At 68.5% G+C, this 26,694-nt stretch carries 32 protein-coding genes and 1 tRNA gene; 14 read left to right on the top strand and 19 right to left on the bottom strand.

What is annotated here, in order from left to right:
* Positions 1 to 334: 334 nt before the first annotated feature.
* From yidC to E3D03_RS11740, 5 genes are all read left to right on the top strand, one after another.
* Positions 335 to 2,257 carry a membrane protein insertase YidC gene (gene yidC, locus E3D03_RS11720; RefSeq protein ID WP_263567114.1) on the top strand — a complete coding sequence of 641 codons (1,923 nt, stop codon included), beginning with the start codon at positions 335 to 337 and terminating at the stop codon, positions 2,255 to 2,257.
* Entirely contained in the window at positions 2,254 to 3,018 is a 765-nt protein-coding gene (locus E3D03_RS11725; RefSeq protein ID WP_263567115.1) for an MOSC domain-containing protein, read from the top strand. The genes yidC and E3D03_RS11725 overlap by 4 nt, the downstream gene beginning before the upstream one ends.
* The gene (yihA, locus tag E3D03_RS11730) at positions 3,015 to 3,665 is read left to right on the top strand and encodes a ribosome biogenesis GTP-binding protein YihA/YsxC (RefSeq protein ID WP_263567116.1); all 651 of its coding nucleotides are present in this window, start codon (positions 3,015 to 3,017) and stop codon (positions 3,663 to 3,665) included. Before E3D03_RS11725 ends, yihA begins: the two co-directional genes overlap by 4 nt.
* A 75-nt stretch (positions 3,666 to 3,740) precedes the next feature.
* Positions 3,741 to 4,640 carry an acetylglutamate kinase gene (gene argB, locus E3D03_RS11735; protein ID WP_062561066.1) on the top strand — a complete coding sequence of 300 codons (900 nt, stop codon included), beginning with the start codon at positions 3,741 to 3,743 and terminating at the stop codon, positions 4,638 to 4,640.
* 100 nt (positions 4,641 to 4,740) lie between these two features.
* Positions 4,741 to 5,259, top strand: a complete 519-nt coding sequence (locus tag E3D03_RS11740; RefSeq protein ID WP_017998223.1) for a SixA phosphatase family protein — start codon at positions 4,741 to 4,743, stop codon at positions 5,257 to 5,259.
* Between the two features lie 104 nt (positions 5,260 to 5,363).
* On the opposite strand, the gene E3D03_RS11745 is transcribed toward E3D03_RS11740, so the two are convergent.
* Genes E3D03_RS11745 through E3D03_RS11785 form a run of 9 tightly spaced genes read right to left on the bottom strand, consistent with a single transcriptional unit; the run spans position 5,364 to position 9,995 of the window.
* Positions 5,364 to 5,927: a hypothetical protein gene (locus E3D03_RS11745; protein ID WP_263567117.1), complete on the bottom strand. Its 564-nt coding sequence runs from the start codon at positions 5,925 to 5,927 to the stop codon at positions 5,364 to 5,366.
* A gap of 11 nt (positions 5,928 to 5,938) precedes the next feature.
* Positions 5,939 to 6,691: a flagellar basal body L-ring protein FlgH gene (gene flgH / locus E3D03_RS11750; protein WP_062561064.1), complete on the bottom strand. Its 753-nt coding sequence runs from the start codon at positions 6,689 to 6,691 to the stop codon at positions 5,939 to 5,941.
* Positions 6,692 to 6,702: 11 nt separating this feature from the next.
* Positions 6,703 to 7,119, bottom strand: a complete 417-nt coding sequence (flgA, locus tag E3D03_RS11755; protein ID WP_062561063.1) for a flagellar basal body P-ring formation chaperone FlgA — start codon at positions 7,117 to 7,119, stop codon at positions 6,703 to 6,705.
* Positions 7,119 to 7,904 carry a flagellar basal-body rod protein FlgG gene (gene flgG / locus E3D03_RS11760; protein ID WP_062561062.1) on the bottom strand — a complete coding sequence of 262 codons (786 nt, stop codon included), beginning with the start codon at positions 7,902 to 7,904 and terminating at the stop codon, positions 7,119 to 7,121. The genes flgA and flgG overlap by 1 nt, the downstream gene beginning before the upstream one ends.
* Positions 7,905 to 7,915: 11 nt before the next feature.
* Positions 7,916 to 8,632 (bottom strand): flagellar hook-basal body complex protein, encoded by a 717-nt coding sequence (locus tag E3D03_RS11765; RefSeq protein ID WP_263567118.1) that lies wholly within the window; start codon positions 8,630 to 8,632, stop codon positions 7,916 to 7,918.
* A 3-nt stretch (positions 8,633 to 8,635) separates the two neighbouring features.
* A complete protein-coding gene (locus tag E3D03_RS11770) occupies positions 8,636 to 8,902 on the bottom strand; it encodes a flagellar biosynthetic protein FliQ (RefSeq protein ID WP_062561060.1) in 267 nt (88 codons plus the stop codon).
* Between the two features lie 9 nt (positions 8,903 to 8,911).
* Positions 8,912 to 9,190 (bottom strand): flagellar hook-basal body complex protein FliE, encoded by a 279-nt coding sequence (locus E3D03_RS11775; protein WP_062561059.1) that lies wholly within the window; start codon positions 9,188 to 9,190, stop codon positions 8,912 to 8,914.
* A gap of 11 nt (positions 9,191 to 9,201) precedes the next feature.
* Complete coding sequence (gene flgC, locus E3D03_RS11780) at positions 9,202 to 9,594, bottom strand: flagellar basal body rod protein FlgC (protein ID WP_263567119.1); 393 nt, start codon at positions 9,592 to 9,594, stop codon at positions 9,202 to 9,204.
* Positions 9,595 to 9,605: 11 nt separating this feature from the next.
* Positions 9,606 to 9,995, bottom strand: a complete 390-nt coding sequence (locus E3D03_RS11785) for a FlgB family protein (protein ID WP_017998214.1) — start codon at positions 9,993 to 9,995, stop codon at positions 9,606 to 9,608.
* Positions 9,996 to 10,103: 108 nt separating this feature from the next.
* Here E3D03_RS11785 and E3D03_RS11790 point away from each other — a divergent pair, with 108 nt between their 5' ends.
* Both E3D03_RS11790 and E3D03_RS11795 read left to right on the top strand, forming a co-directional pair.
* Positions 10,104 to 11,420: a FliI/YscN family ATPase gene (locus E3D03_RS11790; RefSeq protein ID WP_263567135.1), complete on the top strand. Its 1,317-nt coding sequence runs from the start codon at positions 10,104 to 10,106 to the stop codon at positions 11,418 to 11,420.
* Between the two features lie 124 nt (positions 11,421 to 11,544).
* Positions 11,545 to 12,276, top strand: coding sequence for a Crp/Fnr family transcriptional regulator (locus E3D03_RS11795; RefSeq protein ID WP_263567120.1), 732 nt, complete (start codon positions 11,545 to 11,547; stop codon positions 12,274 to 12,276).
* Here E3D03_RS11795 and E3D03_RS11800 read toward each other — a convergent pair whose 3' ends face one another.
* The 3 genes from E3D03_RS11800 to E3D03_RS11810 all read right to left on the bottom strand — a co-directional run bounded on the left by E3D03_RS11800 (position 12,277) and on the right by E3D03_RS11810 (position 15,300).
* Positions 12,277 to 13,068, bottom strand: a complete 792-nt coding sequence (locus tag E3D03_RS11800) for an extensin family protein (RefSeq protein WP_263567121.1) — start codon at positions 13,066 to 13,068, stop codon at positions 12,277 to 12,279. It abuts the gene before it with no gap.
* A 1-nt stretch (position 13,069) separates the two neighbouring features.
* Positions 13,070 to 14,515 carry a L,D-transpeptidase gene (locus E3D03_RS11805; protein WP_263567122.1) on the bottom strand — a complete coding sequence of 482 codons (1,446 nt, stop codon included), beginning with the start codon at positions 14,513 to 14,515 and terminating at the stop codon, positions 13,070 to 13,072.
* Positions 14,516 to 14,619: 104 nt separating this feature from the next.
* The gene (locus E3D03_RS11810; protein ID WP_263567123.1) at positions 14,620 to 15,300 is read right to left on the bottom strand and encodes a GntR family transcriptional regulator; all 681 of its coding nucleotides are present in this window, start codon (positions 15,298 to 15,300) and stop codon (positions 14,620 to 14,622) included.
* A gap of 314 nt (positions 15,301 to 15,614) precedes the next feature.
* Between E3D03_RS11810 and E3D03_RS11815 the strand changes: the two genes are divergently transcribed.
* From E3D03_RS11815 to E3D03_RS11830, 4 genes are all read left to right on the top strand, one after another.
* A complete protein-coding gene (locus E3D03_RS11815; protein WP_062561053.1) occupies positions 15,615 to 16,811 on the top strand; it encodes an MFS transporter in 1,197 nt (398 codons plus the stop codon).
* 65 nt (positions 16,812 to 16,876) lie between these two features.
* Positions 16,877 to 17,356: an ureidoglycolate lyase gene (locus tag E3D03_RS11820; protein WP_263567124.1), complete on the top strand. Its 480-nt coding sequence runs from the start codon at positions 16,877 to 16,879 to the stop codon at positions 17,354 to 17,356.
* Complete coding sequence (locus tag E3D03_RS11825) at positions 17,353 to 17,985, top strand: ribonuclease HII (RefSeq protein WP_263567125.1); 633 nt, start codon at positions 17,353 to 17,355, stop codon at positions 17,983 to 17,985. The genes E3D03_RS11820 and E3D03_RS11825 overlap by 4 nt, the downstream gene beginning before the upstream one ends.
* Positions 17,986 to 18,072: 87 nt before the next feature.
* Positions 18,073 to 19,203 carry a site-specific DNA-methyltransferase gene (locus tag E3D03_RS11830; RefSeq protein ID WP_263567126.1) on the top strand — a complete coding sequence of 377 codons (1,131 nt, stop codon included), beginning with the start codon at positions 18,073 to 18,075 and terminating at the stop codon, positions 19,201 to 19,203.
* A 98-nt stretch (positions 19,204 to 19,301) separates the two neighbouring features.
* Here E3D03_RS11830 and E3D03_RS11835 read toward each other — a convergent pair whose 3' ends face one another.
* Together E3D03_RS11835 and mutY are read right to left on the bottom strand one after the other, a co-directional pair.
* Positions 19,302 to 20,438 carry an alkane 1-monooxygenase gene (locus E3D03_RS11835; RefSeq protein ID WP_263567127.1) on the bottom strand — a complete coding sequence of 379 codons (1,137 nt, stop codon included), beginning with the start codon at positions 20,436 to 20,438 and terminating at the stop codon, positions 19,302 to 19,304.
* Between the two features lie 4 nt (positions 20,439 to 20,442).
* Positions 20,443 to 21,510, bottom strand: coding sequence for an A/G-specific adenine glycosylase (gene mutY, locus E3D03_RS11840; protein WP_263567136.1), 1,068 nt, complete (start codon positions 21,508 to 21,510; stop codon positions 20,443 to 20,445).
* 84 nt (positions 21,511 to 21,594) lie between these two features.
* Here mutY and E3D03_RS11845 point away from each other — a divergent pair, with 84 nt between their 5' ends.
* Positions 21,595 to 22,134 carry a DUF721 domain-containing protein gene (locus E3D03_RS11845; protein WP_263567128.1) on the top strand — a complete coding sequence of 180 codons (540 nt, stop codon included), beginning with the start codon at positions 21,595 to 21,597 and terminating at the stop codon, positions 22,132 to 22,134.
* On the top strand, positions 22,131 to 22,799 hold the full coding sequence (locus E3D03_RS11850; protein WP_263567129.1) for a DsbA family protein: 669 nt from the start codon (positions 22,131 to 22,133) through the stop codon (positions 22,797 to 22,799). Before E3D03_RS11845 ends, E3D03_RS11850 begins: the two co-directional genes overlap by 4 nt.
* A gap of 82 nt (positions 22,800 to 22,881) precedes the next feature.
* Here E3D03_RS11850 and lpxK read toward each other — a convergent pair whose 3' ends face one another.
* The 4 genes from lpxK to E3D03_RS11870 form a co-directional block, all read right to left on the bottom strand.
* The gene (lpxK, locus tag E3D03_RS11855; RefSeq protein WP_263567130.1) at positions 22,882 to 23,865 is read right to left on the bottom strand and encodes a tetraacyldisaccharide 4'-kinase; all 984 of its coding nucleotides are present in this window, start codon (positions 23,863 to 23,865) and stop codon (positions 22,882 to 22,884) included.
* A complete protein-coding gene (locus E3D03_RS11860; protein WP_263567131.1) occupies positions 23,862 to 25,094 on the bottom strand; it encodes a 3-deoxy-D-manno-octulosonic acid transferase in 1,233 nt (410 codons plus the stop codon). Before E3D03_RS11860 ends, lpxK begins: the two co-directional genes overlap by 4 nt.
* Before the next feature lie 21 nt (positions 25,095 to 25,115).
* Complete coding sequence (locus tag E3D03_RS11865; protein ID WP_017998198.1) at positions 25,116 to 25,361, bottom strand: DUF4170 domain-containing protein; 246 nt, start codon at positions 25,359 to 25,361, stop codon at positions 25,116 to 25,118.
* A gap of 575 nt (positions 25,362 to 25,936) precedes the next feature.
* Positions 25,937 to 26,134 (bottom strand): hypothetical protein, encoded by a 198-nt coding sequence (locus E3D03_RS11870; protein WP_263567132.1) that lies wholly within the window; start codon positions 26,132 to 26,134, stop codon positions 25,937 to 25,939.
* A gap of 91 nt (positions 26,135 to 26,225) precedes the next feature.
* Here E3D03_RS11870 and E3D03_RS11875 point away from each other — a divergent pair.
* Positions 26,226 to 26,310 (top strand) — tRNA-Leu (locus tag E3D03_RS11875).
* Positions 26,311 to 26,558: 248 nt separating this feature from the next.
* Here E3D03_RS11875 and E3D03_RS11880 read toward each other — a convergent pair.
* Positions 26,559 to 26,694, bottom strand: a 136-nt coding sequence (locus E3D03_RS11880; RefSeq protein WP_263567137.1) for a DUF2312 domain-containing protein, incomplete at its 5' end; no start/stop codon positions are given.

Genomic DNA, 26,694 nt, shown 5'->3' on the forward strand with positions numbered 1-26,694 from the left:
CCCCTGTCGCGATGCGGCCAGGTGCCGACCGCTGGTTCTGCCCATGGGCTGCGTTCCGGTGCATCCTTCTTGCGCAGGCCACGCCCCGGAGCATCCGGCGGCAAAGGCTCTCGCCGCCTTGTCCACCAGCCGCTCCATCTTCTGCGTTGCTCGATCAACGCAAGCGATCCAGGCCAGGGCCGACCCTGTTGCCTGCGCCCGGGCGCCGCCCGCGGCCTCTGCCCGAGGGCCGCGTTCCGGCGGTTTCGGGCAAATTCCCTTGACCTTTGCCGGTCGCTTCTGTTGAAGCGGCCCGAACCCTCTGGCTGGGGTCAAGACGAAGGGCTGGTCCGGAATGCAAGACAACAATCGCAACCTCATCCTGGCGATGGTGCTTTCGGCCCTCGTCATGCTCGTCTGGTCGATCTTTTTCGCCCCCGAGCCCGCGCCCCCGGCGCAGGAGCCGGCGCAAAGCTCGGCCCAGGGCGGCGCGGCCCAGGATGGCGCGGCGCAGCCCGGCGCCCCGGCCGCCCCGGCCGGCAGCACCCAAGGCGCCGCCCCGGCGCTCGCGACCGCCGACGCGGCCAGCAGCGATCCCTCGGCCCAGGCCCAGCGGCTCAAGATCGAATCCCCCTCGCTCGCCGGCTCGATCTCGCTGGCCGGGGGCCGGATCGACGATCTGGAGCTGACCGGCTATCATGAGACGCTGGATCCGAATTCGCCCTTCGTCCGGCTGCTGTCGCCCACGACCATGCCCGCGCTGAAGGCCGGGGGCAGCCCGGTCGCCCCCGGCGGCGACCTGCAACCGGCGGTGCAGAAGCCCTATTACGCGGTCTATGGCTGGATGCCCGGCCCCGGCACCGACCCCGCCCTGGTGCCCGGACCGGCGACGCTGTGGCAGGTCGAATCCGGCACCACCCTGGCGCCGGGCCAGCCGGTCACGCTGGCTTGGGACAATGGCGCCGGCCAGATCTTCCGCCGGGTCTATGAGCTTGACGACAAGTTCCTGTTCACCGTCACCCAATCGGTCGAGAACACCGGGACCGCGCCCTTCGCCGCCGCGCCCTATGGCATTCTTGCGCGCCACGGCAAGCCGGACACCCAGAACTTCTTCGTCCTGCACGAGGGCGTCGTCGGCATGACCGACGGCAAGCTGCTCGAGGAGAAATACAAAAACCTGCCCGACCTGGCCCCCGTGGCCGGCGAAGGCCCGGCGCAGCTGATCGAGGTCCAGGAGAACGGCTGGGTCGGCTTCACCGACAAATACTGGATGACCACGCTGGCGCCGGCGCCGGGCAACGCCTTCACCGCCGTGGTGAAATACGCCCCCGGCGCTGACATCTACCAGACCGAGACCCGGATGCCGATGCAGACCGTGGCCCCGGGCGCGACCGGCACCTCGTCCAGCTATCTCTTCGCCGGCGCCAAGGTCTGGGAGACGATCAACGGCTACCAGCAGAACCCCGGCATCGACCGTTTCGTCGATTCCATCGACTGGGGCTGGTTCTACTTCCTGACCAAGCCGATCTTCCGCCTGCTGCACTGGCTGCATGGCTTCATCGGCAACATGGGCTGGTCGATCATCGGCCTGACCTTCATCCTGAAGCTGCTGGTCTTCCCGCTGGCGCGCAAATCCTACATCTCGATGGCGAAGATGAAGGAATTGCAGCCGCAGATGGAGGCGCTGAAGGAGCGCACCGGCGACGACCGGATGAAATACCAGAAAGAGGTGATGGAGCTCTACAAGCGCGAAAAGGTGAACCCCGCCGCGGGCTGTTTGCCGGTGCTGCTGCAGATCCCGATCTTCTTTTCGCTCTACAAGGTGATCTTCGTCACCATCGAACTGCGGCACGCGCCCTGGATCGGCTGGATCCGCGACCTGTCGGCGCCCGATCCGTCCAGCCTGTGGAACCTGTTCGGCCTGCTGTCCTGGGCGACGCCGGGCCAGGGCAGCTTCCTGCACAGCTTCACCCTGCCGGCGCTGGCCATCGTGCTGGGCATCTCGATGTGGATGCAGCAGCGGCTGAACCCGGCCCCGGCCGATCCGGCGCAGAAGATGATCTTCGCCTGGATGCCCTGGATCTTCATGTTCATGCTGGGCGGCTTCGCCTCGGGGCTGGTGCTGTACTGGATCACCAACAACACCATCACCATCATCCAGCAGTACACGATCATGTCGATGCACGGCCACCGGCCCGACCTGTTCGGCAACATCCGCTCCAGCCTGCCCGCGCGCGGCAAGGCCGAGGCCAAGCCCAAGGAAAAGGGCGGCAAATGATCGCCCGCATCGCCCGGATCCGGCGCCACCCGATCAAGTCGATCGGCGGCGAGGACATCGCCCGCACCCGTCTGGATGCGGCGCGGCGCCTGCCGGGCGATCGGCTTTGGGCGCTGCTGACCGAGGGCGGCGAACGCCACGCCGGCGCGGGCGCGCGCCCCGAGCGCTGGCTGCCGAAATCCTGCTTCCTGCGCGGCGCGGCCGCCGCCGGCTTGCAGGCGGTGCAGGGCGGCTGGGGCGAGGGCGCGCCGGGCGGACCGATCCGCCTGCGCCATCCCGACCTGCCCGACCTGGCCTTCGACCCGGAAACCGAGGGGCCGCGGCTGGTGGACTGGGTCCGCCCGCTCTGGCCCGCGGACAAGCCGGCGCCGACCCGGCTGGTGCAGGGCCCGACCGGCTGGACCGATGTCAGCCAGCCCTGGATCTCGATCCTGTCGCTGTCGAGCCTGGCCGATCTGGAATCGCGGCTGGGCCAGCCGCTGGGCGTCGAACGCTGGCGCGCGAACCTGTGGCTGGACGGCTGGGCGCCCTATGCCGAACGCGAGCTGATCGGCCATATCCTGACCATCGGCGGCCTGGAGTTGCGGGTGACCGAGACCATCGGCCGCTGCGCCGCGACCAGCGCCGACACCGCCACCGGCCAGATCGACCTGGACATGCCCGAGGCGCTGGCCGCGCAATTCGGCCATTCCGATTTCGGCATCTATGCCGAGGTGGTCACCGGCGGCGAGATCGTCCTGGGCAATGAGGTGCGCGCATGAAGGTCGCCTTTCCCATCGCCCCCGAGCCCGATCCCGAGATCGCCGAGGCCGCCCGCAAGCTGTTCGCCGGCCCGGTGGATTTCCTCAAGGGCGTCGTCGCCATGGACGGATTGCCGCCCGCGGACCGGCCCGAGGTCTGCTTCGCCGGCCGCTCGAATGTCGGAAAGTCCAGCCTGATCAACGCCCTGACCGGGCGGAACGGGCTCGCTCGCGCCTCGAATACCCCGGGCCGCACGCAGGAAATCAACTACTTCACCCTGGGCGAGCAGACCTATCTGGTCGACCTGCCGGGCTATGGTTTCGCCAAGGCGCCGGTCGCCGTGGTGGCGAAATGGCAGGCGCTGCTGAAAGCCTATCTCTCGGGGCGGCCGACCCTGCGCCGCGCCTTCGCGCTGATCGATTCGCGCCATGGCGTGAAGGATGTCGATCACGAGATCATGAAGCTGCTCGACCGCTCGGCCGTGCCCTTCCAGGTGGTGCTGACCAAGGGCGACAAGATCGGTCCGCAGGCCATGCAGGCCACCGTCGCCCAGGTGCAGGAGGCGTTGCAGAAGCATCCCGCCGCCTATCCCGAACTTGTGATCACAAGCTCGGACAAGGGGCAGGGCATCGCCACGCTGCGCAGCATCATCGCCGGCCTGGACTAGGCGGTCTGGACGGGGCGGCGCCGGCGCCCTAGGCTGCGCCCGACGAACAGGGGCCTTTGGATGAGAACGCAGAACATGAACCGTGACTGGATTGCCACCGCCCGCACCCTTTCGGAAGCGCTGCCCTATATGCAGCGCTATTCCGGCGCGGTGGTGGTGGTGAAATTCGGCGGCAATGCCATGGGCGACGATGAGGCCATGGCCGAATTCGCCCGCGACATGGTGCTGATGAAGCAGGTCGGCATCCATCCGGTCGTCTGTCACGGCGGCGGCCCGATGATCAACGAATTGCTGAAGAAGCTGGGCATCGAAAGCCATTTCGTGCGCGGCAAGCGCGTCACCACCCGCGAGACGGTAGAGGTGGTCGAGATGGTGCTGTCGGGCCTGGTGAACAAGCGCATCGTGCAGGCGATCAACGACGCCGGCGGCCGCGCAGTCGGCATTTCCGGCAAGGACGACGACCTGATGGTCTGCGAGCCCGACGACCCCGAGCTGGGCTTCGTCGGCCGCCCGGTCGAGATGAACGTGCAGATCATCCGCGACCTCTACAATGCCGGGCTGATCCCGGTCATTGCCCCGGTGGCGACCGGGATGGAGGATAACGAGACCTTCAACGTCAATGGCGACACCGCCGCCGGTGCCATCGCCGGCGCGCTGAAGGCCGACCGGCTGCTGCTTCTGACCGATGTCTCGGGCGTCAAGGACGCCTCGGGCGAGGTTCTGACCCAGATCCACCCCGACCAGGTCCGCGCCATGATCGCCGACGGCACCATCGCCGGCGGCATGATCCCCAAGACCGAGACGGCGCTGAAGGCGCTCGACGAGGGGGTGCGCGCCGTGGTGATCCTGGACGGGCGGGTGGCCAATGCCTCGCTTCTGGAGCTCTTCACCGAACATGGCGCCGGCTCGCTGATCCGCTCGACCGAACCGCGGGTCAAGCCGCGCGGGCTGCGCCAGGGCGACAGCGAACTCTAGGCGCGGGCGGGCCAAGAGAGTGCTTGCCGGCGCGCCGGCAGCTGTGGCAGGCTCGGGGTTCGTTGCGTAAACTTAACCGCATGGCCGAAAAGGCAATTCGATGACCCCTCTCGGACACTGTCGCCTGATCCTGACCCGGCACGCGAAATCCTCCTGGGATGATCCGGCGCAGCCGGACCACGACCGGCCGCTGAACGACCGCGGCTGCCGCTCGGCCCGCGAGCTGGGCGACTGGCTGGCGAGCCGCGGCTACGAGCCCGAGGAGGTGCTGTGTTCGACCGCCGAGCGCACGCGCGAAACCTGGTCCCGCATCGCGCTGGCGCCGCTGGAGGTGCGGCCGCATATCCGCTACGAGCCGGGGCTTTATCAGGCGACGCCCGAGAAGATGCTGGCGATCCTGCGCACGGCTTCGGCGCCGACGGTGATGATGATCGGCCACAACCCCGGCATCGCCGAATTCGCCGCCACCTTGCCGGCGCGGGCGCCGCTGGACCCGGACTTTCGCCGCTATCCGACCGCCGCGACGCTGGTGGTGGATTTCCAGATCGACGACTGGTCGCAACTGCGCCCGGGCGAGGGCAGCGTGATGGATTTCACCCGCATGGACGGCCGGCGCTAGACTGTCGGTGCAAGACCTGCCGCCTGTCGGCCAAGGGCCAGGCAGCCTGTGATGGCGGCGGCGTGCCGCGGGAAGCCCTGGGTGAACAGGCTTGCGACTTCCGGCTATTGCTCTTGCCGGCCGATATCCTCGATCAGGATGCGCTGCACGTCGCTGCCGGCCGCCGCCTGGGCTGCCGCCAGAAGCGCGCTGCGCAGCCGCTGCTGGGCCGGATCGGCGGTGAAGTTGCCGTCGAAGCCGCCGGTATTGGCCTCGATCAGCAAGGCATTCAGCAGCGCATCGCGCAGGCGGTGTTCCTGCGCCTCGATGCGCGGGCGCGCCGAGGAGGGCATCTCGACCGTCAGCGTCAGGACCATGATCGCCGTCGGCGTGCCGTTGCGCAGGATCGGGACGAAGAACTGGCTGGGGAATTTGAACCAGTCGAGCTGGCCTTCGCCCTCGGCAGCCTCGCCGTGACCGGCGTCGCCATGGCCCGCATCGGCCGCGGGCGCCTCATGGCCCTCTGCGGCGGGCTCGGGTTCGGCCTTGGCCGGCTCGGCGGTTTCATGGCTCGCGTCGCCGGCGGCCTGGGCGCTGTCGGGTTTCTTGCCGGCCTGCAGCATGTCGCCGCCGAAGGCGCCGGCGATGAAAGCCAGCAGGGGAACAAGCAAAAGAACGATCTTCTTCACGAGCGGCAGCCTCAATAGGGAAGCACGATGTCGGCGATCTGCTGGCCATAGCGCGGCTGCTGCACGTCGCTGATCTGGCCGCGCCCGCCATAAGAGATGCGCGCCCCGGCGATCCGGTCATACGAGATCTCGTTGCGCCGGCCGATGTCCGAGGGGCGCACGAAGCCGCTGACCGTCAGCTCGCGGATCTCGTAGTTCACCCGCACCTCTTGCGTGCCCTGGATGCGCAGGACACCGTTCGGCAGGCGCTCGACGACCGTGGCGGCGACGCGCAGGGTCATCTTGTCCCGGCGCGAGATATTGCCGCTGCCCTTGTAGCTGGACGAGGCCTTGGCCTCGGCAAGCTCGTCCATGCTGGCGCCCTCGGGCAGGATCTTGTCGATGCGTTGCGGCAGACCGGCCATGCCGGGAATGCTGACCTTGTCGGCCGAACTGCGGCTGCGGCCCGAGCTGTTCTGGATCTCGGCCCGGTCGTCGATCTCGATCACCACGGTCAGGATGTCGCCGCGATTGGCGGCGCGCCGGTCCGCCACCAGCGAGTTCTGCGCGGTCGTCCACAGCGAGGCTGTGCTGTCCATGCGATCGGGCAGCTCCTGCGCGCCATAGCCTTGCGAGGTCATGGCTTGGAATTCGACGCTGCTTTCGGGCTGGGTCATGTCCGGCACTTGGCCGACCTGCGCGACCCGGCCGCAGCCGGTCAGCGAAAGGGCGATGCTGGCCGCGCCAAGCAACAGGACGGGGCGCGATGGCATGGAGGTGGTCATGGCTGGATCCTTCAGTTTTGCATGACGATCACGGTGCCGTCCGGGGCGACGCGCCCGGAAACGGTGACGCGCGATGCGCTGTTCATGACGCGGATGACCTGCCCGGCGCTGCCGGCGGACAGGGCGCGGCCCTCGGCCTCGATCCGCAGGGCAGAGCGCTCATAGGCAAGGGTGACGAGCTGGTTGCGGTCGACCAGGGTCGGGGCGGACAGTTGCGAAGGGTCGATCCTGCGGCCCTGATAGACCATCGCCCGCAATTGCAGGCCCACCACCTGCGAGACATCCGGCGCGATGCCCTCGGCCTCGGCCGACAGCGTGACATCCTCGGCCGAGATCACCGTGCCGACGGGCAGGGTGCGGGTCGCGAGCAGCGCGTCGGCAAGGCAGGGCTGCGGCAGGGCCAGAAGCAGCAGGGCAAGATAGCGCATCACCGCACCTGCACCGTGGTGCCCAGCATCTGGTCGGCGGCGGTGATGACCTTGGAGTTCAGCTCGTAGCCGCGCTGCGCCTTGATCAGCTCGGCGATCTCGCGCACCGGATCCACGGCGCTTTCCTCCAGGAAGCCGCCGCGCAGCGTGCCAAGCCCCTCTTGCCCCGGCGTGGCGATACGCGGCGGACCCGAGGCGACGGTTTCCAGGAACAGGTTCGAGCCGCTGGCCTCGAGGCCCTTTTCGTTGATGAAGCTTGCCAGCGTGATCTGGCCCAGGTTCTCGGGTTCGACGCGGTCGTCGAAATAGGCGAAGACCTCGCCGTTGGTATTGATCGAGATGCTGCGCGCATCCTCGGGGATGGTGATGTCGGGGACCAGCGGATAGCCTTCCGAGGTCACCACCTGGCCCTCGGCCGAGCGTTTCAGGCTGCCGTCGCGGGTATAGGCCGAAATCCCCGAGGGCAGCGTCACCTCGAGATAGCCGGTGCCGTCCACGGCGACATCGAGGTCGCCATTGGTCTGGCTCAGCGGGCCTTGGCCCAGCATCACCGTGACGCTGGCCGGGCGCACGCCCAGGCCCAGCTGCACGCCGGCCGGGACCATGGCGCCATTGGTGGCGGTCAGGGTGCCGGGCCGGGTGACCTGCTGGTATTGCAGGTCGGCGAATTCCGCCCGGCGCGGGTTGTAGCCGGTCGTCGACATGTTCGCGAGGTTGTTCGAGATGACCTCGACGCGCATCTGCTGCGCGCTCATCCCGGTTGCCGCGATCTGAAGTGCTCTCATGGTCTGTCCTTTCAGCGGGTCAGCGAGGTGATGGTCAGGCGGATGCGCTGGTCTTCCTGGTCGAGGAAGCTCTGGCCCAGCTCATAGGCGCGCTGGACCTCGATCATGCGCGACAGCTCCAGCACCGGGTCGACGTTGGAATCCTCCAGGAAGCCCTGACGCAGCCTGGCTTCCTCGAGCGGCTCGACGGTGCCGCCGGGGTCGAAGAGCGTGCCGGCCTCGTGCTGCAGCTTCGCGGGATCGGGGCTGGCGAAGATGCCGACGCGGCCGACCGGGTTGCCGTCGGCCGAGACGGTGCCGTCCGTGCCGATGCCGACGCTGCGCACCCCGGCCGGGATCACGATCGGCGCCTGGCCGTCGTCCAGCAGCTGGTAGCCGTCGCCGTTCACCAGCTCGCCCTCGGCATTGGTCATGAAGGCGCCGGCGCGGGTCAGGCGGTTGCCCTGCGGCGTCTGCACCATCAGGAAGCCGTCGCCCTCCAGCGCCAGGTCGTATTGGCCGTTGGTCTGGGTCATGCCGCCCGGGCGCAGGTCGACCATGCGGCCGCGGCCATTGGCCATGGCCAGCGTCTCGCCCCGCCGGTCCAGCGGCACCATGTATTCCGAAAACACCACGCCCTCGCGCCGGAAGCCGGTGGTATTGGCATTGGCGATATTGTTGGCCACGCTGCGCATCTCGCGCATCAGGCCGGACTGGCGGGTCAGGGCGGCATAGATCGCGTTGTCCATGGCCTAGGACCCCGCGATCTGCGGCAGCAACTGGTCGGTGAAGAAGCTCGCCAGGGTTGCCGTCATGAAGCTCATGCTGACCCAGAACACCACCAGCATCAGCCCGATCTTCGGCACGAAGGTCAGCGTCATCTCCTGGATCGAGGTCAGCGCCTGGAACAGGCCGATCACCACCCCGGCGACCAGCGCCACGATCAGCAGCGGCGCCGACATGCGCACCGCGATCCACAGCGCCTGCCGGGTCAGGTCGAAAATCAGGTTCTCGTCCATCGCCCGACCTCAAACCGGCATCCGCAGGATTTCCTGATAGGCCTCGACCACCTTATCGCGGATGGCGACCACGGTCTCGAGCGCGATCTCGGCCTGGGCGATGCTTTGCACCAGCTCATGCGTGTCGGTCTTGCCGGCCATGCTGCCGGTGGCGGCAATGTCCACCTGGTCCATGACCTTGGCGAAATCCGCGGCGGCATTGGTCACGCCCTGCGGCAGGCCTTCGGCCGGGGTCACGGCATTGCGGGCGCGGTCATAGGCAGTGGCGGCAATTATCGAAGAAATCATGGCGATACCCCTTAACGGCGGATCAGATCCAGCAGCGAGCTGCCCATCTGACGGGATTGTTCAAAGACACGGAGGTTGGCCTCGTAGCTGCGGCTGGCCTCTTTGGAATCGGCGATCTCGACCACCAGGTCGACGTTCGAGCCGGCGTAATAGCCGTCGTCATCGGCCATCGGATGCGCGGGATCATAGATCTCGGGCAGGTCGCGCCGGTCCAGCCGCGTCGGACCCGGGGCCACGGCGCCGGTCGGACGGCCGAAATCCATCTGCTCCTGGAAGGCCACCGTCTTGCGGCGATAGCCGGGCGTGTCGGCATTGGCGATGTTTTCCGAGATGTGGCGCAGCCGCACGGATTGCGATTTCATGCCCGAGACGGCCAGTTCGACGGCGGAAAGCGGTTCGGTCATCGCTCGTCCCCCTAGCCGCGCCGGCCGATGCTGGTGCGCAAGAGCGACAGCGAGGATTTCGTCACCGCCAGCGAGATGTCGAATTCCCGCTTGGCCGCGGCGCTGCGGAACATCTCGTCCTCGATCGAGACGGTGTTGCCGTTCGGCGCCGGCTCGCCGCCGGCGTCCAGCGCGCGCTCGGCGCCGCTGCCCCAGCTGACCCCGGTGACATGGCCGGGACGCGAGGCGCGCATCTCGGCCGCGGGCTGCGAGCGATAGGTTTCGGCGAATCCGGCCAGATCGCGCGAGCGAAAGCCGGGCGTGTCCGCATTGGCCACGTTCCGGGCGATCAGCTTCTGCCGTTCCGCCGCATGTGCGGTCAGCGCGCCGGCCATCCGCAGGGTTTCGATCCGGTCAAACATCGAGGCATCTCCTCTGTTCCGATAAACTCGGTCTTAACCCCAATAGGTTTAGAAACCCTTTCGAGGCGCAGGCCCTGCGCGAAAAAAGCGGAGCTCGGAATGGATAAAATGCAGGCCATCGCGGCGCGGATGCGCGGGCTGGGCATGACGCGGCATTACGGCCAGGTCAGCGCCATCCAGGGCGGGGTGATCTTGGCGGCCGGGCTGAACAGCCATGCGTCACTTGGAGATCGCGTCGTGTTTTCAAGGCGTTCCGGCGGCAACCTCAGCGGAGAGATCGTGGCGCTACATAGCGACCAGGCGGCGATCCTGCCCGAGGGGCCGATGGACGGGCTGTCGATCGGCGCCCGGGTCGAGTTGGTCTTTGCGCCCGCGCTGGCGCCGGCGAATTCCTGGATCGGGCGAATCATCGACCCCTTCGGCCAGCCGCTGGACGGCCGCCCCATCCTGGCCGGGGGCGAGGAGCGCGGCTTTCGACCGGCCCCGCCCCCGGCCGCCTCGCGCAACCGGCTGGGCGCGCGGCTGGACACTGGGCTTGCGGTCTTCGACACCCTCCTGCCCTTGGTGCGCGGGCAACGCATGGGTCTGTTCGCGGGCTCGGGCGTCGGGAAATCGACGCTGCTTTCGGCGCTCGCCAAGGGGGTTTCGGCCGATGTCGTGGTGATCGCGCTGGTGGGCGAGCGCGGCCGCGAGCTGCGCGAATTCGTCGAGGAAACCCTGGGCGAGGAGGGCATGGCGCGTTCCGTCGTGGTGGCCGCGACCTCGGACCAGTCGCCGTTAATGCGCCGGCGCTGCGCCTGGGCGGCGATGACGGTGGCCGAGCATTTCCGCGACCAGGGCAGGCACGTGCTGTTCCTGGCCGATTCGATCACCCGCTTTGCCGAGGCGCATCGCGAGATTGCGCTCGCGGCCGGCGAAAGCCCCAGCTACCGCGGCTTTCCGCCCTCGGTCTCGCAGCTGATCATGGCGCTGGCGGAACGCTCGGGGCCGGGGCCGCAGGGGGCGGGCGACATCACGGCGATCTTCAGCGTGCTGGTCGCCGGTTCGGACATGGAGGAGCCGGTCGCCGACATCCTGCGCGGCACGCTCGACGGCCATGTCGTGCTGGACCGCGCCATTGCCGAGCGCGGGCGCTATCCGGCGGTCGATGTGCTGCGCTCGGTCTCGCGCTCGCTGCCGCAGGCGGCCAGTGCGCCGGAAAACCTGCTGATCGCGCGGGCGCGGGCGCTGCTGGGCACCTATGCCGAATCCGAGCTGATGATTCGCGCCGGGCTGTATTCGCAGGGTTCGGACGCGCGACTGGACGAGGCGGTGCGGCTTTACCCGGCGCTGGACCAGTTCTTTACCCGGCAAAGCCCGCATGCCCGGCAAAGTTTCGCGCTTCTGGCCGAGGCCTTGGGCGCCGCGCCCGCGCGGGCGGCCTGATCGCCATTAAGTCTAGGAATCCTGCGGATTTATGGCAAGATTGATGAAAGTTAATCCGGCTTCCCGGGTCATTGCAAGCCCCGGGCAGAGTTGACAATCTCCCGCGGTCTTCCCGAGGAGCATCATGGCCATCACCGAGTATTTCGTCCGCTATCTGCAACGACGGGATCTGCTGTGCGCCGGCGACATCGACCGCCTGCGCGCGGTGCGTACCTGCCATGTCGCCTTTCGCCCCGGCGAGGTCATCGTGCCGCGCGGCCGGCTGGCCCGCCGCAGCTGCATGATGCTGCGCGGCATGTCGGCGCGCCAGCATTCCATCGTCGGGCGCCCGGCCGAGCGGGCGATCACCGCCCTGCATGTCCCCGGCGATTTCGTCGATCTGCACGGCTTCGTGCTGGCGGGGCTGGAGCATGACGTGGTCGCCGTGGGCGAGGCCGAGGTCGAGTTCGTCGACCATGACGAGCTGCGCGAGATCACTGCGAACTTCCCGCACCTGACCCGGCTTCTGTGGATGTCGACGGCGATCGACGCCTCGATCCACCGGCAATGGCTGGTCGCGGCGGCCTCGCTGCGCTCCAGCGCGCATCTGGCGCATCTGCTGTGCGAGCTTTATACCCGGCTGGCCAGCGTCGGCGCGGCCCAAGGCTATCGCTTCACCCTGCCGCTGCTGCAAAAGGAGCTGGCGGATATCCTGGGCTATACGCCGATCCATGTGAACCGCGCGGTGCGCGACCTGCGCGCGGGCGGGTTGATCCGCTGGCAGGGCAGCGAGGTCGAGATCCTGGATTGGCAGGGGCTGGTGCGCCTGGCGCGGTTCAACCCGGATTATCTGGAGCTGGACCGGGTGCGGCGCTGATCACTGGCACAGCCGCCAGCCGCCGCGCCGCGCCTTGATGTCCAGATGCAGGTGGTTGTCATGCGCCGCATTGGCGCCCGGCCCCAGCACGGTGGTGAAATAAAGGCAGGCCGCGCCGCGCACGGCGCGCTGGAAGGCCTCGGCCAGATCGCCCTTGTCCGCACGCGGCTCGACGGCGATGCGGCTGCCGTCGTCGAAGCGGAAGGCGGCGATGTCGAAGGCATTGCCGAAGGCGTGCTCGGACAGGCCGGTGCCGTCATTGCCGACCGTCGCCCGGCATTGATAGGTCGAGCCCGGCTCCAGCGCCACCAGCCGCGGCTGGCCCGGCAGCAGCGCCGAGGCCGGGCGCACGAAATCCCGCAGCCAATGCGCGAGTTGCCGCGCCGTGTCGCAGCGCATCGGCGCGCCGCCCGGGATCTCGATGCCGGGCAGGGGCGCATGCAGCAGGATCGGCCGGTCGATGCCGCAATCGGGCTGGTCCGGGTCGGTGAGCGGCGCTTGCGGCGCATAGTCGGCGCCGAGCAGGGTCAGCTCCAGCAGGCAGGCGGAATGGTCGAAGTCGCTTTCCCGCAGCGTGGTATGGATCGGCGGTCCGGCGGGTTCCTCGGGTTCGGCTTGTTTCTCCTGCGGCCTTGGCGCCTCGGACGCAGGCTCGGCTGGTTCGGGCTTTTCGACGGGCTCCGCTGTGGGACGCGGGGCGGGGCGCTCTTCAGCCATGGGACGCGGGGCAGGGGGATCCTGTGCCAGCGCCAGCCCGGGCAAGAGCAGCAGCGCCAGCAGCAGGGCGCGCATCTCAGGGCTGTGCCGTCGGGGCATAGAGCGTCACGCTGCCCGCCGGATTGCCTGGCAGGGTTTCGGGCAGCCCCACGTCCGAGGGATATTCGGGCTCGTCCATCGTGCCCGCGGGCAGCGGGGTCGCCGGCACCAGCGGCTCGGTCGAGGGCGTCTCGGGCGTCACCACCAGCGGCTCCGGGCTTGCCACCGTGCTCGCCACGGCCGCGGCGGTGCCGGTCGAGGCGGCCTGAGCCACGGCCCCCATCACATTCTCCGCCACCGCACCCGTCACCGCCCCGGCGGCCACGACTGGCGGCAGGCGGTCGCCGCGGGCCGGCGGACGGGTCGCTGCCAGCGTCACCGCCGCGGCCTGGGTCGCCGTCGCCACCGCCGAAATGCCGGTCACATCGGCAATGCTGACGCCAGGGTCCAGGAACTCGACCGTCGTCACCTTGGCCTTGACCATATGCGCCAGCTCCCATGCGTCCCAGTTGGTCAGCCGCACGCAGCCATGCGACTGGTTGAGGAACAGCTGCGAGGGCGTGGCGGTTCCGTGGATGCCATAGCTGGGCTCGGACAGGTCGATCCAGACATTGCCGACCGGCGCGTTCGGCCCCGGCGGCACGATCAGCACGCGGTCGTTCTCGCCCTGCTTGAAGTTGCGCATCGGGTTGTAGGTATAGGTCGGGTTCAGCGCCACCGCGTCGACCAGGTGGTTGCCATGCGGCGAGGGCGTGTCGGACGAGCCGACTGTGGCCGGGTAATCCGCGACCATCTTGCCCTTGGCGTCATAGGCGGCGACGCGGCGGGTGGCCTTGTCGACGATGATCCGGGTCACGGTGGCGCGGATCGGCTGCGCCGGCACGGTGACATGGATCGTCTCGCCGGGCTGGAAAGCCGCGCCGGGGTTCATCTTGGCCAGGAACTTCTCGTCCATGTGGAAACGCTCCGCCAGCTTCTCCAGCACGCTGGTATAGCCCTGCGAGGTCATCGCCGCCTTTTCGGCATAGTCCGAGGGGATGCGGTCGACGAGCCCGGTCGCGTCCTCCTCGGTGATGGTATAGTCCATGGTCAGGGGCGCCGCGGCATAGCCTTGCAGCAGGTCCCAGACGGCATGGTCCATGCGCCCGGTCATCGGCAGTCCGGCACGGCGCTGGAAGGCCTTGATCGCGCTTTCGCTCATGCCGCCGCGCCAGCCGTCCACCACGCCGGGCGAGATGCCCGAGCGGTCCAGCAGGATCTGCGCCTTGACCGTCAGCGCCGACTGTCCGGCCGGCAGGTCGGTGCCGTCGAATTGCGCGGCCTCGATCTGGTCGCGGCTGATCGAGGTCAGCGCCTTGGGCTTCGGCGGTGCCGTGGGCGCGACGGCAGGGGCCTGGGCCTGCGCCGGCACGGGGCCGAGGGCCGGGAAAAGCGCGGCGGCGGCCAGCGCCAGGGACGCTAGGTTCGGGCGGGTCGGGAACATGCTCGGGTCCGGTCTGTTTGCCAGTTGTCTTGTCGTTTTGCCGGCATGTTTGGCCAAATGCGCAGGCCTTGGCAAGCAATCAGCGGTCAACTCGGCTTGATCCGTCAGATCGTCGCGGTCATCCGATGTTCCTCGGGATAATAGCTGCGGGTCAGCGAGATCGGCATGTTGTCGAGCCAGTCCATCCGCTCCATCATCAGCACCGGCGCCTCGGGAGCGAGGCCCATCGCCTCGGAGACGAAGCCCTCGGAGGCCAGGGTGGCCGCCATCGCCATGCTGCCGCGGTTGACCGGGACATGGCCCAGCAGCCATTCGCAGGGGCTGAGATGTTGCAGCGCCTCGCGGGTCAGGCCCGGGGCGGCGAAATCGTTCACCCAGCGCTCCTCGCAGCAATAGAGCGCCCCGTCGGCGGTGAAGCGCGAGCGGATGCGCAAGAGCAGCTCTTCGCTGTGCAGCAGCATCGCCTGGGCGATGTCGGCGGGCGGGTGTTGCTGGCGATAGTCGAGCAGCGTGTAGCCATAGACCTTGCCCGCCGCCTCGATCTCGCGGCGCAGCAGGAAGCGGACCGCCTGCACGCGCGGATGGGCCGCGACCCGGGTGCCGACCTTGCGGCGCCGTTCCAGCACGCCGCTTTGCGCCAGGGCTTGCAGCGCCCGGTTGACGGTGGCGCGGGCGCAGCTGAATTCCGCGGCCAGTTCGGCCTCGGTCGGGATCAGCTCGCCCTCGGGCCAGGTGCCGTTGCGGATGCGGTTGAGCACCTCTTCCTGCACGCTTTGCCAGGTCATGTTGCGCCGCTTGCGGCCCTGTTCTTCTGCGGCGAGGGCCTGTGCCACGGGTTTGGGAAGTTCCATCATATCAATAATCGGGCGATCTTTATCGAGGGGAGGTTGAATTGGGCACTCGATAACGGCGGCTTGCCGCGATGCCGCGATGTGCCGGTTGGGCGGACGTGGGACCGGACACTCAAGTAAACTCGTCAGTTCAGGTTTGAGAGGAAATTCGCACTGCGGTCAAGCCCCTTCGTTTCGCCGGGCAGCGGCGGCGGATGTTGACAAAGCCGGGCGCGGGCGGGACAACGCTGGGCAATTCGCAAGAGGTGATGCCCGTGTCGGAAGCGACGTCAATCCGCGGCCCCGCCATCCCGGCCACGGCCTGGACGGTGCTGATCGCGATCAGCCTGTGTCATATGGTCAATGACATCATGCAATCCATGCTGGCGGCGATCTATCCGCTGCTTCAGCAGGAGTTCACCCTGTCCTATTGGCAGATCGGGCTGATGACCTTCGCCTTCCAGGTCACGGCCTCGCTGTTGCAGCCGCTGGTGGGCATGGTGACGGACAGAAAGCCGATGCCGCGCTCGCTGTCGGTCGGCATGGCCTCGACGGTCTTCGGCGTGCTGCTGCTGGCCCTGGCGCATGAATACTGGGTGCTGCTGGCCGGGGCCATGCTGATCGGCGTCGGCTCGGCGGTGTTCCATCCCGAAAGCTCGCGCGTGGCGCGCATCGCCTCGGGCGGCCGCTTCGGCACCGCGCAATCGCTGTTCCAGCTGGGCGGGAATTTCGGCCAGGCGCTGGGGCCGCTGCTGGCGGCCTTCATCGTCGTGCCGCTGGGCCGGCCCTCGGTCGCGATCTTTTCGATCATGGCGATGATCGGCTCGGCCGCGCTCTGGCAGGTCGGCAGCTGGGCCGAGGGCCGGCGCAAGGCGGCGGGCGCGCGCGCCGTGCCGGTCTCGCCCTATTCGCGGCGGCGGGTGACGGTGGCGATCGTGGTGCTGGCGCTGCTGACCTTTACCAAGAACATCTATACCGCCAGCCTGTCGAGCTATTACACCTTCTTCCTGATCGAGAAGTTCGGGTTGAACACCCAGCAGGCGCAGCTGATGCTGTTCCTGTTCCTGGGCGGCATGGCCGGCGGCGTGATGCTGGGCGGGCTGATCGGCGACCGGGTCGGGCCGCTGAAGGTGATCTGGTTCTCGATCCTGGGCATCCTGCCCTTCACCCTGGCGCTGCCCTATGTCGGGCTGGCCGCGACCGGGGTGCTGACGGTGGTGATCGGGCTGATCCTCGCCTCGGCCTTTCCGGCCATCGTGGTCTTTGCCCAGGAGCTGGTGCCGGGACGGACCGGCATGATCGCCGGCATCTTCTTCGGCTTCGCCTTCGGCATGGGCGGCATCGCGGCCGCCGTGCTGGGGGTGATCGCCGATGCGCGGGGCATTGAATATGTTTATAGAATCTGTGCCTACCTGCCGCTGATGGGGCTGCTTACGATCTTTCTGCCGCGCATGCGGCGGATGTGACGGCCGCGGGCGGGGGCTTTGCCCCCACACCCCCAGGATATTTCGACAAGAAAGAAGCATGGAAGATGAGCAAGATCAGGATGCAGCCGATCACCCCCGAGGCCTTTGCGCCCTTCGGCGATGTGCTGGCGCCGCGCGAGGCGCCCTCGAAGATGATCAACGCCGGCCGCTGCGAGCGGCATCATGCGCTGGCCACGGTCGAGCGCGGCGACGGCGAGGCGATCATCTCGATCTTCCGCTCGGAGCCGGTCAGCCTGCCCTATGACTGCACGCTGCTCGAGCGTCATCCCCTGGGCTCGCAGGCCTTCGTGCCGCTGGGGCCGGACCCGTGGCTGTCCATCGTCGCCCCGGACGAGGGCGGCAGGCCCGGCGCACCACTGGCCTTCCTGGTGCCCGCGGGCATGGGGGTGAACCTGCGCGCCGGGGTCTGGCATGGCGTGCTGACGCCCTTGGACCGGGCCGCGGATTTCCTGGTCGTGGACCGCGAGGGCGGCGGCGTGAACCTGGAAGAGGTCGCCATCGCCCCGGTGACCGTCGAGGCATGAGCCTGCCGGACTACAGTTTCGAGACCGCGGCGCTGCGGGCCGGCGCGCGCATCGTCGCCGGCGTGGACGAGGTCGGGCGCGGGCCCCTGGCCGGGCCGGTGACGGCGGCGGCGGTGGTGCTGGACGTGACCTGCATCCCCGAGGGGCTGGACGATTCCAAGAAGCTGGCCGCAAAGCGGCGCGAAGCGCTGGCGGCCGAGATCATGGCGCGCTGCGATTGGGCCGTGGGCCATGCCAGCGTCGAAGAGATCGACCGCCTGAACATCCTGCGCGCCTCGCATCTGGCGATGTGCCGGGCGCTGGCCGGGCTGCGGCGCCGGCCCTGCCTGGCGCTGGTCGATGGCAACATGCTGCCGCGCGAGCTGGACCTGCCGGGGCAGGCGGTGATCGGCGGCGATGCGCGCTGCCTTTCCATCGCTGCGGCCTCGATCGTGGCGAAACTGTTGCGCGATCGCATCATGGTGGATTTGGCGCAACAGCACCCCGGCTATGGCTGGGAAATGAACGCGGGCTATCCGACTCCGGCGCATCGTCAGGCGTTGCTAGATCTGGGGATAACCCCACATCATAGGCGCAGCTTTGCCCCCGTCCACAATATCTTGTGTAAAGATCAAACCGCAAGTTGTTGATTCGAAAAAGAATTTGACGGCGAATCGGGTCTGAATCATTATCGCCTCAATCAATCGGCGACCAAACGGCCGAAACCCGAGGCAGTGATGAGCAAGCAAGACACCAAATCCCGCGCTTCGGCGCGACCCCTTCCGCTGAACCAGATTCTCGCCGGCGACTGCGTCGAGGCAATGAACGCGCTGCCGGAAAACAGCGTCGACCTGATCTTTGCCGACCCGCCCTATAACCTGCAATTGAAGGGCGAGCTGCACCGTCCCGACAACAGCCGCGTCGATGCCGTCGACGACCATTGGGACCAGTTTTCCGGCTTTGCCGCCTATGACCAATTCACCCGCGACTGGCTGGCCGCTGCCCGCCGTATCCTGAAGCCCGACGGGGCGATCTGGGTGATCGGCAGCTATCACAACATCTTCCGCGTCGGCGCCGAGCTGCAGAACCAGGGCTACTGGATCCTGAACGACGTGGTCTGGCGCAAGGCCAATCCGATGCCGAACTTTCGCGGCAAGCGGCTGACCAATGCGCATGAGACGATGATCTGGGCCTCGAAGTCCGAGGGCGCGAAATACACCTTCAACTACGAGGCGCTGAAATCGCTGAACGAAGGCGTGCAGATGCGCAGTGACTGGGTGCTGCCGATCTGCACCGGCGGCGAGCGGCTGAAGGATGCGGGCGGCGCCAAGGCGCATCCGACGCAGAAGCCGGAATCGCTCTTGCACCGCATCCTGGTCGGGTCCACGAACCCCGGCGACGTGGTGCTGGACCCGTTCTTCGGCACCGGCACCACCGGCGCCGTGGCCAAGATGCTGGGCCGCGACTTCATCGGCATCGAGCGCGAGGCGGGTTATCGCGAGGTGGCCGAGAAGCGGCTGGCGCGCGTGCGCCGCTTCGACAGCGAGGCCATCGCCACCACAAAGGCCAAGCGCGCCGAGCCGCGCGTGCCCTTCGGCCAGGTCATCGAGCGCGGCATGCTGCGCCCGGGCGAGGAGCTTTTCTCGATGAACAGCCGCCACAAGGCCAAGGTGCGCGCCGACGGCAGCCTGATCGGCAATGACGTCAAGGGCTCGATCCACCAGGTCGGCGCGGCGCTGGAGGGCGCGCCCAGCTGCAACGGCTGGACCTATTGGCACTTCCGCCGCGAGGGCAAGATGATCCCCATCGACATCCTGCGCCAGCAGATCCGCGCCGAAATGGAGGGCGACGAGACCCGCCCGCACTGAGCTTTCCGGTTCGCCAAGTCCCGACGTTCCGCGAGCTCTGGCGCGGCCGGGACCGCCTTGCCCCGTTCGGCCTTGCGCCGGACGGGGCCTTTTGGCCTTCAGAGCGCGCCGCGCGGGGGTGGGTTCTGGACCTTGGTATAGGGCTGCCAGTCGGTGATCTCGGGGTAGAACTGCTTGCGCCAGGCGCGCACGCGCGGGTTCATCCGCCGCCGCCACAGGGGCGGGACCATGGCCAGGAAGGTCATGGCCGGATAGCCCATCGGCAGCTGCGGCGCCTCTTCCTGCGAATAGGTCTGCAGCAAGGGAAAGCGCCGGTCGGGCTTGTAATGGTGGTCGGAATGGCGCTGCAGGTTGATCAGCAACCAGTTCGTCGCGGTATGCGAGGAATTCCAGCTGTGCCGCGGCAGGACGTGTTCATAGCGGCCGTTGCCCAGGTATTTCCGGGTCAGCCCGTAATGTTCGACGTAATTGGTCAGTTCCAGCTGCCAGACGGCGACGAAGGCCTGCCAGACGAACAGCAAGAGCCCCTGCCAGCCGCCCAAGCCGGCCGCCAGCGCCAGCATCGCCAGTTGCAAGGCGCCGTAACGCCAGAACGGGTTGCGGCGGTCGAATTTCGAGCGGCCCGAGCGGGTCAGCCGCCGGGTCTCGGCCGCCCAGGCGCTGGCCGGACATTCGATCAGCACGCGCAGGAAGAAGCGGAAGAAGCCCTCGTTGTAGCGGGCCGAGACCGCGTCGCGCGGCGTCGCCACCCAGGAATGATGCACCAGCAGGTGCTCGGTCCGGAAATGCGAATAGAGCGTCGAGGCCAGCAGCAGATCGCCCAGCCAGCGCTCCAGCTTGTTTCTCTGGTGCAGCAGCTCATGGGCATAGACGATGCCGATGGTGCCCGAGGCGACGCCGATGCCGAAGAACAGCCCGGCCTTTTCCCAGCCCGAAAGCCCGCCGCGCGTGGCGAACCAGATGCCGCCGAAGATCATCGCCGCCTGGACCGGGAACCAGATCACGGTGATGGCGCGATACCAGATCAGCTGCGATTCGGGCGTCTCGGTGTCGGGGTTTTCCTCGTTCAGGCCCAGCACTGCGTCCAGCATGGTCATCAGATACCAGGCATAAAGCGGCATCAGCGCGAACCACCAGCCGCCCCAGCGCAGCGCGACCAGGAACAGCGGCACCATGCCCAGGGACAGCCAGAAGGGCAGGGCGTCGATCAGGCGGGAACGGAAGGCGGTCTGCATGGGCTCAACTATCGCGTGTTGCGGGGGTTTGCCATGGCGGCGCGTTGTCGCGGGCTGTGGCCGGGAACGGGTTCTGGGCGAGGGCCCAGGCCTTGCGCATCAGGCCGGGCAGGGCGCTGGGGTCGAACTGGCCGAGCGGCACCAGATTGCCGCGTTGCGGCGGCGCGGTCAACCGGCCGGTCGCGACGGTCAGGTCCAGCGCGAAATGGGTGAAGACATGGCGCACCAGCCCCAGTTCCTGCCAATCCGCCGGCGCGGGCGGCGGCAGGTCGGAGCCGTCCCAGCCGGTCGAGGGGAAGGCCAGCGTGCCGCCCAGCAGACCCTTGTCGGGCCGGGTCTCGACCAGCACGGCATCCTCGGTCAGGCCGATCCAGACCGTGCCCCGGCGCTGCGGCTTGGCCTTTTTCGGCGCCTTGCGCGGCAGGTCCGCGGCGATGCCCTGGGCGCGGGCCGCGCAATGCGGGATCACCGGGCAGATGCCGCAGGCCGGGCTGCGCGGCGTGCAGATGGTGGCGCCCAGGTCCATCATGGCCTGGGCGAAGTCGCCGGGACGCTCCTGCGGGGTCAGGCGGGCGGCCAGGGCGGTGAGTTCGGGTTTGGCCGTGGGCAACGGGGTCTCGACCGCAAAAAGCCGGGCGACGACGCGCTCGACATTGCCGTCGACCACGGTCTCGGGGCGGTCGAAGGCAATGGCGGCGATGGCGGCCGAGGTATAGGCGCCGATGCCGGGCAGGGCCGCCAGCCCCTCGCGGGTGTCGGGGAAGGCGCCCAGTTGCGCGACAGTGCGGGCGCAAGCCAGCAGGTTGCGGGCGCGGGCGTAATAGCCCAGGCCCGCCCATTCCGCCATGACCTGCGCATCCTCGGCCGCGGCCAGGTCGTGGACCGTGGGCCAGAGCGTGGTGAAGCGTTCGAAATAGGCTTTCACCGCCGCCACGGTGGTCTGTTGCAGCATGACCTCGGACAGCCAGACGCGATAGGGGTCGGCGCCGGCGCCGCCGGGCGGCGTGCGCCAGGGCAGCACGCGGGCATGGCGGTCGTACCAGGCCAGCAGCTCCTGCGGGATCACCGCCATGTCACGCAATTTTCAGCCTCATCTCTCTGGCGTCCGGGCGCGTCGCAGGTCAGACTGCGCCGAAGTTGAACCAAGCGTCGCAAGATGGCCCAGAGCAGACCCGACAGCAAGCCCAAGCGCCGGATGCGCGGATTCGAGCCCGCAGCCCAGCTGGTCGCCGCCCGCGTGAAGACCGTGGGCGAGAGCCGCGGCTTTGCCGTGGCGCGGCTGCTGACGCATTGGGCCGAGGTGGTCGGCCCCGAGATCGCCGCCCACAGCCGCCCGGTCCGCATCAGTCATGGCAAGGGCTTCGGCGCCACGCTGACGCTGCTGGTGACCGGGGCGCGCGCGCCGCTGGTGCAGATGCAGCTGGAACAGATCCGCGACAAGGTGAATGCCTGCTACGGCTTCAACGCCGTGGCGCGCATCGTGCTGACCCAGACCGCGCCGACGGGTTTCGCCGAGGGCCAGGTCGAATTCTCCCCGGCGCCGCGCCGCGCCGCGCCGCCCGACCCGGCCCGGGTCGCGCAGGCCGAGGGCATCGCCGAAGGCTTCGACAATCACGCGCTTTCCGCCGCCATGCGGCAGCTGGCGCTGAACATCCTGTCCCGCCGGGACATCAACGACCGAAAGGCCAATCCATGACGCTGTTCCGCCGCTCTTTCATCGCTGCCGCCACGGCCGCGCTGACCGTCTCCGCGCTGCCCGCGCTGGCGCAGGAGGCGACGCCCGCCCCGGCCGAGAACGCCCAGACCGCCGAGCAGATGCCGCAGGGCAAGGTGCTGCCCGACATCGTGCTGGGCCAGGCCGATGCCCCGGTCACCATTGTCGAATATGCGAGCTTCACCTGCCCGCATTGCGCCGCCTTCCATGACGAGAACCTGCCCAAGCTCAAGGCGGAATACATCGACACCGGCAAGGTGAAGTTCATCCAGCGCGACGTCTATTTCGACGCCGTGGGCCTTTGGGCCGGCATCCTGGCGCGCTGCGGCGGCGACGACAGGTATTACGCCGTCGCGGACCTGTTGATGAGCGAGCAGAAGACCTGGCTGGATGGCAAGACCATGGACGACATCTCGGCCAACCTGCGCAAGGTCGGCGCCAAGGCCGGCATGACGCCCGAGCAGATGGACACCTGCTGGAACGACAAGCAGAAGGTCGCGGACCTGGTGACCACCTTCCAGACCCATGCCACCGCCGACAAGGTCGAAGGCACGCCGAGCTTCGTCATCGACGGCGAGAAGGTCTCGAACCAGCCCTGGGACGAGATGAAGAAGATCATCGACGCCAAGCTGGCCGCCAAGGGCTGAGCGCCTGGCGGCAGCGCCGCAGGGGTATTTGAAAAACAGAGAAAGCCGAAGGCTCCGGGGCGTTGTCGCCTTCGGGGCCTTCTTACAGGCCGAGGCTTGCCAGCCGGTCGAGCAGCGGCGCGGGATCGTCCAGTTGCAGTCGCACCGGCAGCGCCAGCACCTTGGGCCGGAAGCTGCGCGGCAGGCGGGCGGCGTCCTTTTCCGTCGTCACCATCTGCGCCCCGACCAGCCGCGATTCGGCCTCGAGCCGGGTCAGCAGTTGCGGGGTGAAGGGCTGGTGATCCTCGAGCGCCTCGGCGCGGACCAGATCGGCGCCAAGGTCGCGCAGGGTGGCGAAGAATTTCTCGGGATGGCCGATGCCGGCGAAGGCCATGACGCGCTGGCCCTGCCAGTCCATGCCGGTCTGCAGCGGCGCGAGCGCGCCGGTCAGATGCGGGACCCGAGCGTGCAGCCGGGCGGCGAAACCGGCCTGCGCGGCGGGCGGGCCGATCGACAGAAGCAGGTCGGCCCGGGCGAGGCCGCGCGCGACCGGCTCGCGCAGCGGACCGGCCGGCAGGCACAGCCCGTTGCCGAAACCCTTGGCCGCATCGACCACCACCAGCGCCAGGTCATGCGCCAGCGCCGGGTCCTGGAAGCCGTCGTCGAGCAGGATCGCCTGCGCCCCAGCGGCCACGGCCGCCCGCGCGCCCTCGCGCCGGTCTGCCGCGACCCAGACCGGCGCGAAGGCCGCCATCAGCAGCGGCTCGTCGCCGACCTGGGCGGCGCTGTGGCGGCTTTCCTCGACCCGCAGCGGGCCCTTCTCGGTCCCGCCATAGCCGCGCGAGACGACATGCACCGCCACGCCGCGCGATTGCAGCAGCTGGGCCAGCATGATCGTGGTCGGGGTCTTGCCGGTGCCGCCGGCGTTCAGGTTGCCGACGCAGATCACCGGCACGGGCAGGCGTTCGCGGGGCCCGCGTGCCAGCCTTCGCGCGGTGGCCGCGGCATAGAGCGCGCCGAGCGGCGCCAGCGCCCGGGCCAGCGCGCCCGGCGGGCGGAACCAGAAATCGGGCGCGCGGCGGCTCATGCCCCGTTCTCCATCGCCTCGATGACGGTGTCGGCGATGCGGCGCAGCACGGCGGCGCCGCCGGTGCTGACCGACCAGGCGTTGCCGGCCAGCATCGCCGCCTGGTCCGGGGCCGAGAGATCGGCCACCGCCCGCGACAGCGCGGGCGCATCGGTAACCAGCCGCGCCGCCGAGGCGCCGTCCAACTGCACCCATTCCGGCCCGTGCGGATCGGTGATCGGGCCGTGGATGATGGCCGAACCCAGCGCCGCCGGCTCGAACGGATGGCGCGGCGGGCTGCCGGGGCCGTTGAGCAGCGTGCCGCCCATGAAGCAGACCGGCGCCAGCCGATACCACAGGCCCATCTCGTGGTCGTCCTCGGCGATCAGCACATGGTCGTCGGGCGAGGGGTCGTCGTCCTCGGAGCGCAGGATGGCGGCGAGGCCGAGCGCCTCGACCTCGGCCAGGATCTCGGGGATCAGCGACCCCGGCAGGCCGGCGAGGATCAGCAGCGCGCGGTGGTTGTGGTGCAGCGTCGCCTGATGCGCGGCCAGCGCGGCCTTGGCCTCGGGCAGGGTCGGGCAGGCGGCAAGCCAGATCGGCCGGCCGGCCAGGATATGCGCCAGCGCCCGGCGCTCGGCCTCGTTGGCGGCCAGCGGCGGCCGGGTCTCGGTCACCGGGCCGGTCAGCTCGATCCGGTCCGGGGGCGCGCCCAGCTGCCGCGCGGCGGCGCCGGCGGTCAGGTCGGGCGCCAGGATGCGGGTCACGCGCCGCATCAGCCCGCGATTGATCGCGCCGCGCCAAGAGCCGCGCCGCGTATAGGCGACCAGCCGCGCCTCGGCCAGGATCACCGGCAGCCGGGCCTCGGCCATGGCGGTGATCAGCGAGGCCGGCAACTGGTCGCCCAGGATCAGCAGCGCGCGCGGCGCCAGCGTCTCGACCAGGTGCTGGGCGCTGGCCGGATCGGCGGGGCGGGGCAGGTGGATGGCCGGCAGGTCCGGCGGCAGCGTCCCGGGCGGCGGCGCCGCGCCGGTGAAGGCCAGCCGCAGCCCCGGGCGGCGCGCCAGGATGGCGCGCACCATGGCAGCGGCCGGTGCCGGCTCCTCGGTGCGTTCGGACAGGTGGACGATCAGCAGCGGCCCCTGGCCCGGGGGCGGCTCCAGCGTCGGGGCCGGCCCGGTGCCAAGCGCGGCGCGGCGGCGCAGATGCAGCCACAGCGCCAGCGAGGCGGTCGCCTGCGAGGGCAGCATCAGCCGCGCGCGCCCCGGGCTCTAGGCTCCCAGTTCCTCGGTCGGGCTGACCTCGCGTTCCTCGTCGCGCAGCCGGTGCAGGTGGGCGATGAAATAGCGCGTGTGGGCGCTGTCGACGGTGCGCTGCGCCTCGGCTTTCCAGGCGGCATGGGCCTGGGCGTAATCGGGGAAGACGCCGACGATATGGATGTCCTTGGTGTCGCGGAATTCGGTGCGGGCCGGATCGACGAGCTCGCCGCCGAAGACGAGGTGCAGGCGCTGCGCCATGACATTCTCCTGGGTTCGATTTCGGCGCGAACCTAGCCGAGCCCGGCGGGTGAACCAAGGAGATTTGTTTAAAAACGCGGGCGGTTGATATTTGCGGCGAATCGCGCGCCGGGATAAGCAGTTCTGGCCGTGAAAGGGCAGCAGCCCCCGGATGGCCCAAGCGTGGTGGTGAGGGCGTTCCGGGTGAAGGGAAGGGTGAACCGGTGCATCTTTCCTTGCCCTTTCTCAGCGGTCGCGGGTGGCCATTCCCCGGGAATGGCTGCCTGCGGTCCCGGCGTGAGGGCCTTTGCGGCACGGCTGGTGCGGGCGGCGGGATTCGAACCCGCACAGGCTTGCGCGCCCCAGGGAGTTTAAGCCCCATGCGTTCGGTCTTGGCTCCGCGCAAGGCCTTGAAATTGTTTGGGCGGACTACGCTGCGAGCGAGAGACGCGGCGCTTCCCCCGGCCCCGTGGCCCTATTCGTGGCCCCGGTTTCGCCCCGTCCAGCTTATTGTTCGGCTCTGCGATCTCGAAGAAGGAAGTGTTCAGTCCTCTTCCAGCTCCAGCGCGGCGCCCTTCCATTTGCCGGCGTCGGCGTCACGGGTCGCAGCGGTTCAGGGCAGCGATGACGGTGTTCTGGATGTCGCTGAGCAGCCGCAACTCCTGGACCTCGGTGCGAGCATGGCCGACCGCGAGCTGCGCCTGAATCTTCTGGTCACGCTGGTCGTCCGGAGCCTCGTCAAACTGGAGGATGAGCTCGTTCGAGGTACGCACCCCCACCTGGCGCTGGAGCATCTGAAGGGCCATCGCGGGGACACGATGGCGTGGAGTTTGTTCTTGAGGGTATTGAACATTTGTGGTCCTTGTGATTGTGGGTTTCTTTGTTGCGGGTGTGGTGGAACGGTAGACACACCGGACTTAAAATCCGTTGCCCTTGGGGCGTGAGGGTTCAAGTCCCTCCACCCGCACCATTTTCAAGGCATAAGAGCCTTAAATGACTGGCCTGGCGGCGTCGCCATCCTGTCTGGCCCGCCAGCTAGCCCGCCAAGCTCTCGACGAAGCTTCGACATCTTTTCTGTGCCATACGGTCAGGCCGTCCCACTTAATAGGGCGGGGAAACTTCCCCTGCCTGACCCGATTCCATACGGTGTTTCGATGGACACCCAAAAGACTGCCACCTGGGTATCCCGAAGGAGAAGGGGCTCAAGAGACGCCATGGTCAGCCCATCCCCAGAGCGGCTTTATACATTTCGAGAATGCATTCCTCTTCGGCGATGTCGTCCTTGTCGTGCTTGCGCAGCGCGATCACCTTGCGCATGACTTTGGTGTCGTAGCCGCGCGCCTTCGCCTCGGCC

It is taken from the genome of Paracoccus sp. DMF (assembly GCF_004407025.1).
GTDB lineage: Bacteria > Pseudomonadota > Alphaproteobacteria > Rhodobacterales > Rhodobacteraceae > Paracoccus > Paracoccus aminovorans_B.